At 58.6% G+C, this 15,231-nt stretch carries 16 protein-coding genes; 12 read left to right on the top strand and 4 right to left on the bottom strand.

From position 1 onward, the window contains the following. Window positions 1-35 precede the first annotated feature (35 nt). The gene (locus OF385_RS10910; RefSeq protein WP_264275407.1) at window positions 36-758 is read right to left on the bottom strand and encodes a TetR/AcrR family transcriptional regulator; all 723 of its coding nucleotides are present in this window, start codon (window positions 756-758) and stop codon (window positions 36-38) included. Window positions 759-899: 141 nt separating this feature from the next. Here OF385_RS10910 and ptsP point away from each other — a divergent pair, with 141 nt between their 5' ends. Beyond that, window positions 900-2,579, top strand: coding sequence for a phosphoenolpyruvate--protein phosphotransferase (gene ptsP / locus OF385_RS10905; RefSeq protein WP_264275406.1), 1,680 nt, complete (start codon window positions 900-902; stop codon window positions 2,577-2,579). Between the two features lie 46 nt (window positions 2,580-2,625). Next, entirely contained in the window at window positions 2,626-2,904 is a 279-nt protein-coding gene (locus OF385_RS10900) for an HPr family phosphocarrier protein (protein ID WP_264275405.1), read from the top strand. An 84-nt stretch (window positions 2,905-2,988) separates the two neighbouring features. Here OF385_RS10900 and glmS read toward each other — a convergent pair whose 3' ends face one another. Beyond that, complete coding sequence (gene glmS / locus OF385_RS10895) at window positions 2,989-4,860, bottom strand: glutamine--fructose-6-phosphate transaminase (isomerizing) (RefSeq protein ID WP_264275404.1); 1,872 nt, start codon at window positions 4,858-4,860, stop codon at window positions 2,989-2,991. Window positions 4,861-5,028: 168 nt separating this feature from the next. Between glmS and coaA the strand changes: the two genes are divergently transcribed. From coaA to tsaD, 7 genes are all read left to right on the top strand, one after another. After that, window positions 5,029-5,988 (top strand): type I pantothenate kinase, encoded by a 960-nt coding sequence (gene coaA / locus OF385_RS10890; protein ID WP_264277907.1) that lies wholly within the window; start codon window positions 5,029-5,031, stop codon window positions 5,986-5,988. A gap of 149 nt (window positions 5,989-6,137) precedes the next feature. Beyond that, a complete protein-coding gene (gene mscL / locus OF385_RS10885) occupies window positions 6,138-6,509 on the top strand; it encodes a large conductance mechanosensitive channel protein MscL (protein WP_413467983.1) in 372 nt (123 codons plus the stop codon). A 145-nt stretch (window positions 6,510-6,654) separates the two neighbouring features. Next, the gene (gene alr / locus OF385_RS10880) at window positions 6,655-7,854 is read left to right on the top strand and encodes an alanine racemase (RefSeq protein WP_413467981.1); all 1,200 of its coding nucleotides are present in this window, start codon (window positions 6,655-6,657) and stop codon (window positions 7,852-7,854) included. After that, window positions 7,847-8,425: a tRNA (adenosine(37)-N6)-threonylcarbamoyltransferase complex ATPase subunit type 1 TsaE gene (tsaE, locus tag OF385_RS10875; RefSeq protein WP_264277906.1), complete on the top strand. Its 579-nt coding sequence runs from the start codon at window positions 7,847-7,849 to the stop codon at window positions 8,423-8,425. Before alr ends, tsaE begins: the two co-directional genes overlap by 8 nt. Further along, complete coding sequence (gene tsaB / locus OF385_RS10870; protein WP_264275401.1) at window positions 8,418-9,095, top strand: tRNA (adenosine(37)-N6)-threonylcarbamoyltransferase complex dimerization subunit type 1 TsaB; 678 nt, start codon at window positions 8,418-8,420, stop codon at window positions 9,093-9,095. Before tsaE ends, tsaB begins: the two co-directional genes overlap by 8 nt. Then, window positions 9,092-9,571 (top strand): ribosomal protein S18-alanine N-acetyltransferase, encoded by a 480-nt coding sequence (gene rimI / locus OF385_RS10865; protein ID WP_264275400.1) that lies wholly within the window; start codon window positions 9,092-9,094, stop codon window positions 9,569-9,571. Before tsaB ends, rimI begins: the two co-directional genes overlap by 4 nt. Then, the gene (tsaD, locus tag OF385_RS10860; RefSeq protein WP_264275399.1) at window positions 9,568-10,638 is read left to right on the top strand and encodes a tRNA (adenosine(37)-N6)-threonylcarbamoyltransferase complex transferase subunit TsaD; all 1,071 of its coding nucleotides are present in this window, start codon (window positions 9,568-9,570) and stop codon (window positions 10,636-10,638) included. Before rimI ends, tsaD begins: the two co-directional genes overlap by 4 nt. A 288-nt stretch (window positions 10,639-10,926) precedes the next feature. On the opposite strand, the gene OF385_RS10855 is transcribed toward tsaD, so the two are convergent. Beyond that, window positions 10,927-11,745 carry an MFS transporter gene (locus OF385_RS10855; protein ID WP_413468155.1) on the bottom strand — a complete coding sequence of 273 codons (819 nt, stop codon included), beginning with the start codon at window positions 11,743-11,745 and terminating at the stop codon, window positions 10,927-10,929. 54 nt (window positions 11,746-11,799) lie between these two features. Between OF385_RS10855 and OF385_RS16745 the strand changes: the two genes are divergently transcribed. Further along, window positions 11,800-12,006 (top strand): substrate-binding domain-containing protein, encoded by a 207-nt coding sequence (locus OF385_RS16745; protein WP_413467980.1) that lies wholly within the window; start codon window positions 11,800-11,802, stop codon window positions 12,004-12,006. Between the two features lie 21 nt (window positions 12,007-12,027). Here OF385_RS16745 and OF385_RS10850 read toward each other — a convergent pair whose 3' ends face one another. Next, a complete protein-coding gene (locus OF385_RS10850) occupies window positions 12,028-12,861 on the bottom strand; it encodes a fumarylacetoacetate hydrolase family protein (protein ID WP_264275397.1) in 834 nt (277 codons plus the stop codon). Between the two features lie 199 nt (window positions 12,862-13,060). On the opposite strand from OF385_RS10850, the gene OF385_RS10845 reads away from it, so the two are divergent. Continuing rightward, a complete protein-coding gene (locus OF385_RS10845; RefSeq protein ID WP_264275396.1) occupies window positions 13,061-14,332 on the top strand; it encodes a CynX/NimT family MFS transporter in 1,272 nt (423 codons plus the stop codon). Next, window positions 14,329-15,003, top strand: coding sequence for a FadR/GntR family transcriptional regulator (locus OF385_RS10840; RefSeq protein ID WP_264275395.1), 675 nt, complete (start codon window positions 14,329-14,331; stop codon window positions 15,001-15,003). The genes OF385_RS10845 and OF385_RS10840 overlap by 4 nt, the downstream gene beginning before the upstream one ends. Window positions 15,004-15,231 lie beyond the last annotated feature (228 nt).

The following is a 15,231-nucleotide window of genomic DNA, read 5'->3' as shown; positions in this document are numbered from 1 at the left end:
ATCTGGAGATTACGGGTGGTCGTGGGACTTCGAGGCTATCCGGAGGAAGAGATCCTGTGAAGCCATTCCAAGAACAGCTTGAGTTCTGAACTGGATAACTCGTTGGAGTTCGAAGACTGCAGTGCCGCATTCAAGGCAATGGCGGCAACGACGACGGAGGACTGATTGGTGGGTTCGGAGAACTGGGCGTGCGCTTCGTCATTGAACACGGCCTGGATCATGGAGTCGCGCGTCATCGTGGACAACTCCACATTTCTCCGGTCCGCTGATTCGGCGATGAGCATCAGGGTGACGCCGACGTTGGCGGCCATGATGCTGCGTGCCGCTTCATGCGGTGGAACTTTCAACTGCCCGGCTATGGCGGCGCGATGAAGCCGTTCGGCCACCAGCTGTTCAGCTTCTGCCACGATTGCCGGGCGGCTCTCGGGGCGGATGTTGCCGAACAACACCAGATAAAGGTGGGTCTTATCCAGGCCGAACTGCACGTGGCCATCCCAGAGGCGGCGGATGTCCTCGATTGGATTGGAATCCAAATTGATGGCCCGTTCGCCTGCCAGGTACTCTTCAAAACCTGCCGTGACTACTGCATTGAACAGTCCTTCCTTGTCTCCGAAGTGGTGGTAAAGGGTTGGTGCGGTAACACCAGCGAGTTTGGTGATCTGCCGAGTCGACACCGGCTCGCTGCCTGCATTTGCCAGCAGCTCGGTGGCTGCTTGCAACAGGCGAGTTTTGGGAGGCAACTGGTCATTGGAACTCATAAGCGTTACCCTATCACTTATAGCGCTGTTATATGAATTGAATCACAGCATCGCGCAAACGCCAAGAACTTATCGCGAAACCCGCACCACACCCGCACTGCAGCAGGGAGGGGTGCGCCCGCGCCAAGACAAGGAACGACCATGCAAAATTTGAAGGGTGTCGGGGTCAGCCCCGGCCGCATTATCGGAACAGTCCGCCACATGCCCCAACCGGTTCACGAACCGCACGCCGAGCAGCTGCTGCCACCAGATGTCTCAGCCGAAGACGGGATTGCGCAGCTGAAAGCGGCCGCTGCAGGCGTGCATGAACAGCTCAGAAACCGGGCCAGCCACGCCCAGGGAGACGCCAAGGCCGTCTTGGAAGCCACCGCCCTCATGGCCAAGGACAGCATGCTGCTCAAGACCGCGACCAAGAAGATCACCGCTGGCATCTCTGCCGAGCGGGCCATCTGGGAGGCAGGCCAGACGGTGGCCACACAGCTGGGTGCCCTGGGCGGGTACATGGCCGAACGAGCCACCGACGTGCTGGACGTGCGACAGCGCATCGTCGCCGAGCTGCGCGGCGCCCCGGCCCCGGGCATTCCGCACAGCGACATCCCGTTCATCCTCGTAGCGCCGGACCTTGCTCCCGCTGACACGGCCACCTTGGATCCCGCGCAGGTGCTGGCCCTGCTGACCTCCGAAGGCGGTCCGCAGTCGCACACCACGATCATCGCCCGCGCGCTGGGGATCCCAGCGGTGGTAGCCGCCGCTGGCGCCGAGCAGATCCCGGAGGGTGCCGAGATCTACGTGGATGGCGCTACCGGAGAGATCCATCTGGCACCGGGGCAGCCCGAGCGCCAGGCTGCCGAACGGTGGCAGGCCTCGGCGCAACTGCAGAGTTTCGACGGCGCCGGCGCCACCGCCGATGGGCACGCAGTGCCGCTGCTGGCCAACGTCGGGGGTGCCGATAGCGCCCGCCGAGCTGCTGCCGACGGTGCCCAAGGCGTTGGGTTGTTCCGCACGGAATTCTGCTTCCTGGAACGCGATAGCGAGCCCAGCGTGGAGGAACAGGCTGCAGCCTATGCCGGGGTCTTCGATGCCTTTGCCGGCAAGAAGGTCGTGGTCCGCACCCTGGATGCCGGCGCTGATAAGCCGTTGCCTTTCCTCACCGACTCGACGGAGCCGAATCCCGCGCTGGGCGTGCGAGGCTATCGCACGGATTGGAGCAACCCCGGCGTGCTGCAGCGCCAGCTGCAGGCCATCGCCCAGGCCGCTGCCGGGAGCAACGCCGAGGTCTGGGTCATGGCCCCGATGATTTCCACCGTCGAGGATTCCGAGGCCTTTGCCCGGATGTGCGCTGACTCCGGGCTGAGGACTCCCGGAGTGATGATCGAGGTGCCCTCCGCGGCGCTCAACTCCCGGCACGTGCTGCAGCCGGTGCAGTTCGCCTCGCTGGGCACCAATGACCTCACCCAGTACGCGATGGCCGCAGACCGGCAGCTTGGCTCCTTGGCCGCGCTGAATACCGGATGGCAGCCTGCCGTTTTGCAGCTGGTCAAGCAGGCGGTGGACGGCGCGCAGCTGGCAGGCCAGCGCCCGGTCGGCGTGTGCGGGGAGTCCGCCGGCGATCCTGCCATGGCGGTGGTCCTGGTGGGCCTGGGCGTTGCCACCCTGTCCATGAGCGCACGCTCGATTCCCGCGGTCAGCTCGGTGCTGCGCTCGGTCAACCTGGCGCAGGCGCAGGAACTGGCCGAGGTGGCGCTGAACGCGCGTACCGCACAGGAAGCCCAACAGCAGGTGCGCGCCGGCCTGCCTATTCTCGATCAGCTCGGGCTCTAGCCCAAGAAGCGAGTCACGAACCAGCAACAGGGAAAGGAACAAGACCATGATTTCACGTACAGCCGCCATCGGCAGCAGTGTCGGATTGCACGCACGTCCGGCTGCGATCTTCGCCGAAGCAGCCAGCGACTGCAACTTTGACATCACCATTGCACGCCAAGGCGAGCCGGCGGAAGACGCCGGGGACGCCAGCAGCATCCTAACGCTCATGGGCCTGGGTGCCGAGCACGGGGAAATAGTGGTGCTGCGCAGCGAAGATGCCGGAGCGCAAGAGGCGTTGGATGCACTGGCGGCAGTCTTGGAAGCCGACCATGATGCCAGCTAGAAGCCTTGGCTAGAGCTTCTTGAGTTAACAGCAAAGAGTCCACACCAAAATGGTGTGGACTCTTTGCGTGGGGCAATGCGTGGATTACTCCACGGTCACCGACTTGGCCAGGTTGCGTGGCTGATCAACGTCGTAGCCCTTGGCCGATGCCAGCTCGCAAGCGAACAGCTGCAGCGGAACGGTGGTCAGCAACGGCATCAGCAGCGTTGGGGTCTCCGGTACATAGAAGACGAACTCTGCGTAAGCGCGTACGTCCTCATCGCCGGACTCCGCGATCACCAGGGTGTTTGCACCACGAGCGCGAACTTCCTGGATGTTGGAGACTACCTTCGAGTGCAGGGAGTCGCGGCCGCGTGGGGAAGGTACCACCACGAAGACCGGCTGGTCCTGCTCGATGAGCGCGATTGGACCGTGCTTGAGCTCGCCGGCCGCGAAGCCTTCCGCGTGGATGTAGGCGATTTCCTTGAGCTTCAAGGCGCCTTCCATTGCTACCGGGTAGCCAACGTGGCGACCCAGGAACAGCACCGAAGGAACCTGGGCCATCCTGCGTGCGACAGCCTTGATCTCTTCGCCGCGATCCAGGATGTCCTGGATCTTGGCTGGGATCTTGCCAAGGTCAGCAAGGATGTCCTTGATCTGGCCTTGGAACAGGTTGCCGCGCAGCTGTGCCAGGTACAGGCCCAGCAGGTAGGTTGCGGTGATCTGCGCCAAGAATGCCTTGGTGGAAGCCACTGCGATTTCCGGACCCGCGTGGGTGTACAGCACCGCATCGGATTCACGCGGGATGGTGGACCCGTTGGTGTTGCAGATGGACAGGGTCTTGGCGCCCTGTTCCTTGGCGTAGCGAACAGCCATCAAGGTATCCATGGTCTCGCCGGACTGGGAGATGGAAACAATCAGGGTGTTCGAATCAACGATTGGTTCGCGGTAGCGGAACTCGTGGGAGAGCTCAACCTCAACCGGTATGCGGCACCAGGACTCGATAGCGTACTTGGCAACGGTGCCGGCGTAAGCGCTGGTACCGCAAGCAAGAACAACAATCTTATTGACCTCTGCGAGCTCCTCAGGGGTGATGCGAAGCTCATCGAGGGTCAGTCGGCCGTTGGCGTCCGAGCGACCCAGCAGGGTGTCGGCCACAGCCGCAGGCTGGTCAAAGATTTCCTTCTCCATGAAGGAGGCGAAGCCGCCTTTTTCAGCGCTGGCTGCATCCCAGTCAACGGTGAATTCCTTGCCCTCGGCAGGGGTGCCGTTGAAGTCGATGATCGAGTGGCTATCTGGGGTAATGGTGACAATCTGGTCCTGGCCAAGTTCTACGGCACGACGGGTGAAGTCGATGAAGCCGGAAACATCGGAACCGAGGAAGTTCTCGCCATCGCCCAAACCGAGAACCAGCGGCGAATTGCGGCGGGCAGCCACAACAACACCTGGGTGGTCCTGATGGACAGCCAGCAGGGTGAAAGCACCCTCAAGACGCTGAACGGCCAACTGCATGGCGCGCGTCAAATCGCCTTCGGCTTGGGTGGTGTAGATCTTGCCCAGCAAAGCGGCTGCAACTTCGGTGTCGGTTTCCGAGAGGAAAGTGACGCCATCAGCCAGCAGCTCTGCCTTGATACCGGCGAAGTTCTCAATAATTCCGTTGTGGATCATGGCAAGCTTGCCACCATCGGCCAGGTGTGGGTGGGCGTTGCCATCACTCGGCCCACCGTGGGTTGCCCAACGGGTGTGTCCAATGCCAGTCATCGACTTGGGCAGTGGAGCTTCATCAATTTCATTCTCCAAGTTGGCCAGCTTGCCGGCCTTCTTGCGAGAGTGAATAGCGCCATCGGCAACAACTGCGACACCAGCCGAGTCGTAACCGCGGTATTCCAACCGGCGCAAACCTTCAATCAGAACGTCGAGGGCACCGTGATCGGCAACTCGGCTCGAGGTTCCTGCATATCCAACAATTCCGCACATGCGTAAAATCCTACCGGTTGAAACCCCATCGACGGGAACAATCGTGTTTCAGCCCTCAAAATTCGGTGTGCAGTGGCTCACTTTATAGAGATGGAATTCAAGGTGGATAATAAGAGCGGAAACCCGTTAATTGGGATGTGGAGCATATTCTTGGCAGAATTTGACCTCGTGGAACCACACGGAACACTTGAAACATCCATCTCGCCTTTTGTTGATCTTGAGCGCGAGACCTGGGCGCGGCTCTCCGATCAAATGGAACAGCCGCTGAACATCTCTGACATTGAACGGCTGCGTGGCCTCGGTGATGAACTGGATCTCCAAGAGGTCCGGGACGTCTACTTGCCACTGAGTCGCCTGCTGTATCTCTACGTCGAAGGCGCCGGAGCGACACACCAGGCAACCACCACCTTCCTTGGCGAGCAGACCACCCGCACCCCATTTGTCATTGGCGTGGCCGGGTCTGTTGCCGTCGGCAAATCAACCACCGCACGCGTGCTGCAGGAAATGCTGCGCCGCTGGCCGCAGACTCCTGACGTGCAGCTCATTACTACTGACGGTTTCCTGTACCCGAATGCAGAGCTTGAGCGACGCGGCATCATGCACCGCAAAGGGTTCCCGGAATCCTATGACCGCCGCGCGCTATTGCGCTTTGTCTCTTCGGTGAAGTCGGGAGTGCCGGAAGTGAGTACGCCGGTGTATTCGCACCTTACCTACGACATTGTTCCGGGGGAGCGCAACGTGGTGCGCAGCCCGCAGGTGCTCATTGTCGAGGGCCTGAATGTCCTGCAACCAGCGAGGACCCGTTCCGATGGAACCGTGGGCCTGGCACTCAGCGACTTCTTTGATTTCTCGGTTTATGTCGATGCACGTACCTGCGACATTGAAGAATGGTACATCAATCGATTCATGCGTTTGCGCTCCGGCGCCTTCGCGGATCCGGCCAGCTACTTCCACCGATACTCGCAATTGACGGACGAAGAGGCGCATGAAACGGCTCACGGTATCTGGAAGCGGATCAATGAACCGAATCTGAAAGAAAACGTGTTGCCAACTCGCGGCCGTGCCCAGCTTGTTTTGCGTAAATCCGCGGATCACTCGGTACGACGCATGCTGCTGCGAAAGATTTAACCTGAAGTTTAAGGTTCATTATGTGTCGAACAGAAGAACGTAATCTGGGAGTTTCTCAAATTCATCGGTTTCATCTGGGAATATGCACTTGATCCTGTGCTTAGCCTGTGTATGCTACAAACATGCTTAAAGGTTTCCGCGATTTTATTATGAAGGGCAACGTTGTCGATCTGGCCGTTGCTGTTGTGATCGGTGCTGCCTTCGGTGCCGTAGTTACCGCTCTTGTTGACAACATCTTGATGCCACTGATCGCTGCACTGGTGGGTTCCCCGAACTTCGACAGCTTCCTGCTGCTGAACATCAACGGCGTAGACATCAAGTTCGGTGTGTTCCTGACAGCCCTTGTTAACTTCCTGCTGATTGCTGCAGCTGTTTACTTCGCACTGGTACTGCCAATGCAGAAGGTGAACGAAAAGCTTGCAGCTCGCCGTGGCCTGAGCGAAGAAGAAGTTGCCGAAGAGCCAGACCCGCAGCTGGCACTGCTGGAGCAGATCCGAGACGAACTGAAGAATCTGCGCTAGGCACACAAACTAAACCGTTTCTAAGGGGCGGACCAGAACATCTAAAGATGTTCTGGTCCGCCCCTTCTAGCTTCTAACCTCGGATGTGCTCTACCGCGCAGGTCGCATGACAGCAACGCAGAAGGAAAAGTGGGAAGATGAATAGGTGAACTCTGAAGCGCTTGAAGAAAGCAACGTGACAACCAGTACCAGCAGTGAACAGGCCAGCGGATTCGAACGGCGAGCAGTCATTGACCTGTCCGCCATCCGCAACAACGTCAAGCAGATCTCTGACGTAGTGGCACCCGCTGCAGTCATGGCCGTCGTCAAAGCCGACGCTTACGGCCACGGTGCAATCCCGGTAGCCAAAGCAGCAGTGGAAGGTGGTGCCAGCTGGCTCGGCTGCGCACACGTCACCGAAGCCCTGGCTCTGCGCGAAGCCGGGATTCAGACTCCCATGCTGGCGTGGCTGCACACCGAAGACACCCCATTTGCAGCCGCCGTTGATGCCAGCCTTGATCTTGGTGTTTCCGGATGGGAACTAGAACGAGTAGCCGCCGCAGCGCGCTCCGTGCAAACCCCAGCACGTATTCATCTGAAGATTGATACCGGGCTGGGGCGCAACGGGTCCACCCTGGATGACTTCCCGGATCTGCTCAGCCGGGCCAGCGCATTTCAAGAAGAAGGTCTGTTGCGAGTTGTGGGATTGTTTTCCCACCTAGCCGTGGCGGATGAACCAGAACGCCCTGAAACCGACGAACAGCTGGAACTGTTCAACAAAGCCATTGAATTGGTTGAAGCGGCAGGCTTCCACTTGGAAGTGCGGCACATCGCTAACACCCCAGCCATTCTTTCTCGCCCGGATGCGCACCACGACATGGTTCGCCTCGGGCTGGGACTTTATGGCCTGAGCCCATTCGAAAACGAATCTCCGGACAGCTTCGGCCTGCGTCCGGCGATGAAGCTGGTGACCCGGATTGCGAACGTTAAGAAGGTACATGCTGGCCAAGGTGTCTCCTACGGCTTGAACTACAAAACTGACGGCGAAACCTACCTGGGACTCATACCCATGGGATATGCCGACGGACTTCCACGTATTGCTACCGGAGCACCGGTTACCGTCAACGAACGCAGCTACCCGGTGCGAGGACGCATTGCCATGGACCAGTGCGTCATTGATCTCGGACCTGAGATTTCTCCCGAAGACTATCTGGGTGCAGAAGCCATTATCTTTGGTGAAGGCGGACAGTCCGTGAATACCTGGGCACACGCGGCCAACACCATTAACTACGAAGTGGTGACAAGGATTTCCCCTCGCGTGCCACGCCATTATGTTGAAGGAAGCTGGGGTGAAGCCGGTGAATGAGACCGTCCAAGAATTTTCCTGCCAGCTCACTGACCTTACGAAGACTGAGGCCTTGGGCAAAGCGCTGGGTGAGCAGCTTCAAGCTGGAGATCTGGTGATCCTCACTGGTGCACTGGGTGCCGGGAAGACGACTCTGACCCAGTCACTGGGTCACGGGCTCAACGTCCGTGAAGGAATCATCTCGCCCACTTTCGTACTGGCGCGCCAGCATCCTTCGCTGGCTGATGGACCCACCCTGATTCACGTTGACGCCTACCGCCTGAAAGATCAGAACGACGTAGACACTCTCGACCTCGAATCAACGCTGGCTGAGTCAGTCACGGTAGTGGAGTGGGGACTGAGCAAAGTGGAGCACCTTTCGGACTCACGCCTGGAAATCACCTTGGACCGAGAAGTGAACGCGGCGGCCGTTGAGAACCCGTGGGAAGAATCCGAGGAAGAATTGGATGAGCCAAGAGAATTCACTCTCAAAGCCATTGGTCCGCGCTGGGAATCTGAAATCTTCGCTCAGCTGAAAGACAACTTGCGCTCTGCTATCAACGCACAGCCCACCGGAGAGAAGCATGCCTAACTACTTGTCCATCGATACCTCGGCCCACGCCTCGGTAGCACTGGTCGACTACACCACTGGTTCAGTTGTCGCCCAAAAGACTTCGCCCAAAGGCAACGACCAGACTGAAACCCTGGCATCCTACGCGCGAGATCTCTTGGCAGAGAACAACGAAGAAGGCCGGAACCTGGCGGGCATCTTTGTTGGTGTTGGCCCGGGGCCGTTCACTGGCCTGCGTGTTGGCCTGGTTGCAGCGCGCACTTTCGGGTTCGTATGGAATGTCCCCGTGTACGGCGTTATGTCCCTGCATGCACTTGCCGAGCGCGTGCTTCGTTCCGGAGATAATCCTGACGAGTTCATTGTGGCCTCAGATGCAAGACGCAAGGAGCTTTACTGGGCACGCTATAGCGTCGATGGGATGTTGCTGGACGGTCCGCATGTCGCTTCGGCTACGGAGCTGCCCGCACTCCCCGTGTATGGGGTGGGCGCTGGGTTGTACTTTGAACAGCTCGAATCTGTTGGGGCCAAACCTGTGCCACGGTCTTTCGAATGGGTGGTGGATGCACGGCATTTGGCCTACCGCGGCATAGATGACCTTGCGGCCGGCAAGGACCTGTCCGACACGGCTCCTCAGTACCTGCGTGAATCCGATGCCCAGGTTCCTGCCTTCATGAAGCAGGCCAAGGCATGAGCGTGGCTCTTCGCGAAATGACCGCCAGCGATATCCCTGCGGTGCACCAGCTTGAGACTGAGCTCTTCCCTGAAGATGCGTGGCCGCTGGCTGCTTTCGAATCGGAACTGGCCCAGAGCGAAACCCGTAATTACTGGGTGTACGAAAACGATGGCAAAGTTGTTGGCTATGCAGGACTGTGTACCGTCTTGCCCATCAGTGATGTGCAGACCATTGCCATCAGCCCTGAATTCCAAGGTCAAGGGCTAGGCCGCAAGCTGCTGACGCTGCTTGTGGAGACTGCCAAAGAACGCAACGCATTGGATGTCATGCTTGAAGTCCGCTTTGATAACCCCACGGCTATTGGCCTGTATGAATCAATGGGATTCGTGACCATTCATCGCCGTGTGGGCTACTACAAGGGCGGCGTTGACGCGCTGATCATGAGACTGCAACTGGATGCCCAGCAGGGACAAGAGGAAGAAAACAAAGCATGAGCACCACCGAACCCATCGTTCTAGGCATTGAATCTTCATGCGATGAAACTGGCGTGGGCATTGTGCGCGGCAATCGCCTTTTGGCCAACGCTGTTTCCAGTTCCATGGATGAGCACGTACGCTTTGGCGGAGTGATCCCGGAGATTGCAGCCCGAGCACACCTCGAAGCTTTCGTTCCCACGCTGCAGTCGGCGTTGGAAACGGCTGAGCTGACGCTTGATGACATTGACGCTATTGCCGTGACCAGTGGCCCCGGGTTGGCTGGCGCACTGATGGTTGGCGTTTCAGCTGCCAAGGCTTTGGCTCTGGCTACCGGCAAGCCGCTGTACGGCATCAACCACCTCGTGGCGCACGTTGGCGTTGGCGTGCTTGAAGGCCCTGTGCTGCCACCAACCTTTGGCGCCCTGTTGGTGTCTGGTGGCCACACCGAGATCCTGAAGGTCACCTCGCTGACCAATGATGTGCAGCTTTTGGGCTCCACCATTGATGATGCTGCCGGCGAAGCTTATGACAAGACTGCTCGCCTGCTGGGACTTGGATACCCCGGCGGGCCAGCCATCGACAAGGCTGCCAAGGACGGGGACCGCAAGGCCTTCCGATTCCCGCGCGGATTGACCCTGCCTAAGTTTGTGGGCAGCGAAGAGAACCCTAGTAAGCATCGCCACAACTTCTCCTTCTCCGGATTGAAGACCGCCGTGGCGCGCTGCGTAGAGCACTTCGAAGCCAAAGGGGAAGAGATTCCTGTCGCGGATATTGCCGCTTCCTTCCAAGAAGCAGTCGTTGATGTGATCACTTCCAAAGCGGTCAGGGCGATGCAAGAGCATGGTTTGAAGACAGTACTTCTTGGTGGGGGAGTCGCGGCCAATACCCGGCTGCGTGAGTTGCTCTCGGCACGATGCGCTTCGGCAGGCATCGCCTTAGTGGTTCCACCATTCAGCTTGTGCACCGACAATGGTGGAATGGTTGCGGCTCTGGGCGCGCAGTTAGTGGCCGAAGGAGTTGCTCCATCGGGGCTGGACTTCGCGACAGACTCGTCACAGCCAGTGACCACCATTGTTCTGAATTAGAGTTATATTTTTCATCTTCCAACTGCTCGTTGAACAATCGGATCCGGATCTTTTCGATTGCCATGAGGAAGTACGCTCTCATGAGTCATTGGATAAGTGTTGGCGACAACACTCATGGCACAGCATCAATCGATACCGTGCCATGAGTGTTTCTACTTCTCGCCACAGTTACCGTTAGACGTGCCCGCTAGGCGTTTACCGGACTGCGTTCGTACGGAAAAGCGGGACTCAGTCCACTGTTGATGGTTGCCCGCCCCTTGCTGAAGCAGTTCTCCATGACTAGTTGAGCTAGGCGTTAACCGCAGCTTTTGAGTGCCGCAAAAATGGATCACCATCAACCTGCTGTTCATCCTTCTTCAGCGCGAAGAATCCGCAAATGCCAGCAAGCAAAACAACAATCGAAATGGTGATGAATGTTTGCTGGTAGCCCGTGTGATCATGCAAAGCGCCCAGTGGAGTGGACAGGATGACGCTGCCGATCTGCGCTGATATCTGGAATCCGACCATGTAGAGGGTTGCCGATAGCGCTGGGTTGAAGTGCAGTTTGAAGTAACGGAACACCGGCAAGATGAACAGCGGAGTCTCTACAGTGGGCAGCATTTTGATGGCCGAAACCCAGATTGGGTCATCCACCAGTGCGCATCCAAGGATACGGATGAACATGATGGAGACACCTAAGAGCAACGAAGTGCGGACACCAACGCGGCGCATGATGATTGGCACGATACCCAGCATGGCAGCCTCAAGAAATACCTGAACTGAGTTCAAGACGCCGTAGACCTGCTGGCCCATCTCCGGGGTAGGAAATAGTCCTGCGTAGTAGTCCGGGAACATCTGCTGGTCAAACACCGTGTAGAAGGTCCACGAGAGCATCACGAAGAGCATGATCAGCCACAGGCTTGGCAGGCGGAACAATCTCAGCACTTCCCGGAATGTTGGAGTGGACGCAGGGGACAGGATTCCCTCGACCGGGGATTTCCTGATGACTGGTGGTTCCGCAGTACGGGAGAAGACCAACAGTAACAGGTGAATCAAGCCGAGAACTGATCCACTCCAGAAGTTCAGCGCTGGGTTGATCGTGAACAAGAAGCCTGCGGCCAGTGCCATGACGGCGCAGCCGAAGGAGCCCCACATGCGAGCCTGTCCATATTCAAACTTGACTTGACAGCGGGAGCGGATCTGTCGGTCCTGTCCTTCGACGATAAGATCATTGCCAGCTACCTGCGACCGCAGTTGAGCTCTATCCGGCTCCCCTATGAGGAAATGAGTGCTCTTGCTGTCGCGTTGCTGCTCGCGGGAAGCCTGGAGGCTGGCGAGCATCAGATTGATATGCCGCTCATCGAACGTGACTCCATGAGGAATCATTGATCCACGCCTTGAAACAGATTCTCAGCTGGCCTGAACTACTGGATTCTCCAGCTCCCCAATGCCCTGGATCTTGCAAATAACTTCATCGCCCGCAGCAATTGGTCGGGACTTGGCGGGGAAACCGGTCAAGATGAGATCACCCGGTTGCAGGGTCATGAATCCGCTGAGGTAGACCAGGATCTCTTCAACACCCCACCCGAGATTCTGAGTGGTCGAGGTTTCAAGCGCCTCGCCATTGTGCACGATGCCGACTTCCAGATCGCTGTCATCTAAACCGGCAACTATCCACGGGCCCACCGGAGTGAAGGTATCAGGGCTCTTGGCGCTGATCCACAGATCATCAGCTTTTTGAGCGTCTCGATCCGTCACGTCATTGCCGATGGTCACACCGAGAACTGCTTCACGGGCATTTTCCAGCGTGAGGTTCTTGGCGGGCCGGCCAATGACGATTGCCAACTCCGCTTCCGGATCAACACGTGCACCGCTATCGGCCAGTTCTATGGCGTCGAAAGGGCCCACGACCGAGCTGGTTGCCTTGTGGAAGGCTTGTGGCGGCAAGGCGCGGCCTGGTGCCCCGGTGTTGTGCGCCATCCCGAAGATGTTCGTTGGGTTGCAGGGGGATAGCAGATCAAACTGCTCTTCGGCTACCAGATCATCGATGTGCCAGCCTGGGCGTGCAGGGCTATTCTGATTCGCTCGCGAGCCAGGAAATGGTGATGCGATGACTTTCCACGTGCGCCCTTGCGCAGAGTCGAAATCAGCAGCGTCATTGCGGACAAAAAATTGTTCGGCGATTGCTGATGGTTCACTGTCTTTGGGGCGAACACGCGCAATTCGGAAAACGGCTTCAGGCATATTCGAATCCTACCTACTGAACCAGGATGATCCTTTGGTTGGCGATGTTTTGTTTACTGGGAAGAGTGCTTTACGGGTCATGGCCACGGGCTAGCGAGCCGCCTTCGTTCCCACATTCTGCGGGGGTCCACTCGCAGGCTTGAAGTAATGCCAGTCACAAGAATCGCGTTCTCAAACATCAAACGTCTAATGTTTAGGAGTGAGTGTTAATTCAGCTGGACCATCGAACCAGCCAGCAGTTCAAGAAGCCCTGAAGCCCGCATGGAGGGCGAATCTCCTCGCGGTCGTGGCCGTCATCCTTGTCGGCCTGAATCTGCGCATGGGAATTGCGTCGGCATCGCCGCTGTTCCATGACCTGCAGGAGCTGCTGGGGTATGGGACCTTTGTTGCCTCGCTGCTGCCGACCATCCCGGTGTTGTGCTTTGCGGTGGCTGGGGCAGCGACCAGCACGGTGCTCCGGCGGACAGGCCTTGAACTTGGAATCGCCCTCTCCTTGTTGATGCTTGCGGCCGGATTGGCGCTGCGCGTGGCTGATTCAACGTGGGCCCTGCTGGGAGGAACCGTAGTAGGCATGTGCGGGCTGGCTGTTTGCAATGTCTCCATGCCCTCGTTCATCCGCCAATATCATGGGAACCGCGCGGCTTCGATGACGGCGGCCTACACGACAACCATGTCCATTGGAGCAACCCTGGCCTCATCGATCAGCGTCCCGCTGGCCGCCAAGGCAGGTTCGCCGACAACAGCTTTGGCACTGTGGGCAATTCCGGCCCTCATGGCACTGCTGGTCTTCATGCCGCTGGCGTTCTCGAGCAAGCGGACCACCGTCTCTCCAGGTGCTCACGTCTCTCCCTGGGCCTTGCTGGCTACGCGCAAGGGCCTGCTCTTCACCACAGTGTTCGGCATCCAGTCCTTGCTGGTCTACACGGTGGTCAGCTGGTTGCCCCACATCCTGATATCGAGGGGGCTGGAACCGGTCACCGCGGGCTTGATGCTGGGAATCGTTCAGGGGGTCAGCATTCTTGCCGTCCTGGCGGTGCTCTGGATGGCTTCGAAGCCGGGGCTGCAACGCGCAGCTTTCGTATTGACCGCCAGTTGCTCAGTCTTGGGCTTCGCTGCCTTGCTGTTCTTGCCGGTGGAATTGTCGCTGCTTACCTCGCTATTGATCGGGCTTGGATTCGGCGTGTTCCCGCTGGTCATGCTGATGCTCAGCCGCAGCGGGGGAAGCGCGGAAGAAACCACGGCCCTATCGACGGTGGCGCAATCGGTTGGCTACCTGATTGCCGCTATCGGCCCCTTTGCACTGGGGATCATGCAAGGCGCCCTGGGATCATGGACGACCGGTTTGGTGATCATCCTTGCCTGCGCCGTGGTGCAGCTGCTGTTCTGCTACAAGCTCGGGGGCCTTCGACAGGATCATGAATCAAGGTACCTCGTTGAGGTGGATGCGGCATCCGAGAAGGGGCAGGCATGAGTGCCACGCCGATGCGGCGGCCCCTGGCCGATGAAGTAGCCGCCAAGCTGCAAGACGGGGTAGCCCAGGGGCGCTGGCCCGTTGGCGAGCGCATTCCTTCCGAGCCCGAGCTGATGACGGAGTTCGGCATTTCGCGCGGTACCCTGCGCGAAGCCATCAAGGCCTTGGCGCGCACCGGCATGTTCGAAGTCCGCCGGGGCGACGGGACCTACGTTCGGGCCACCAATGAGATCAGCGGCACCGCGCAGCGGATTTACCGCGAGCACTCGGACCGTGACGTGCTGCAGGTTCGTTTTGCCCTCGACACCCAATCGGCGAGGCTCGCCGCCCACGCAGCCGATGCGCAAGTTGTCCAGCTTTTGCGCGCGCTCCTGGCGCAACGCGATGAAGCGTGGAAGGCTCGGGATTTCCAGGCCTGGTCGCAGGCCGATTGGCAGTTTCATCTGGAAGTGGCGCGCGCCTCCGGCGTCCCGCTGATGCATGAAATCTACGAGGGCTTCGGCGATGTTTTCCACGGTGCCAAGATGGTCCAGCGGCTCGCCGAGGGGTTTGATGGATGCCTGCGCGAGGGGCATGAAACTCTGGTCGACGCCATCGAAGCCAGAGACCCTGAAGCCGCGGCCAGAACCGTGATCGAGAATCTTGACTACTGCATGAGCTGGATGCCATAGCCGCCAAGACGGTCATTGCTGTTCCGGCGCTGGCTGGGCAAATTCCCAGCGGACGTTTTCCTTTGTGGATTCATTCAGGAAAATGCCCTGTGAGCTTGGCGACATTTTGCTTTCCCGTATCGATTGGCGGGCGGGTTGGCATTGGGGCGCGACCCCCGGAAATCAGCGTAATAAATAGCCTGACAATGCAATTTTCCACCAGCGTCCGGGTTCAAATAAGAAGTTGAC

Source organism: Glutamicibacter sp. JL.03c (assembly GCF_025854375.1).
Lineage (GTDB): Bacteria > Actinomycetota > Actinomycetes > Actinomycetales > Micrococcaceae > Glutamicibacter.
The sequence above is the reverse complement of the archived record's forward strand: the minus strand, read 5'-3'. Positions and strand labels throughout refer to the sequence as shown.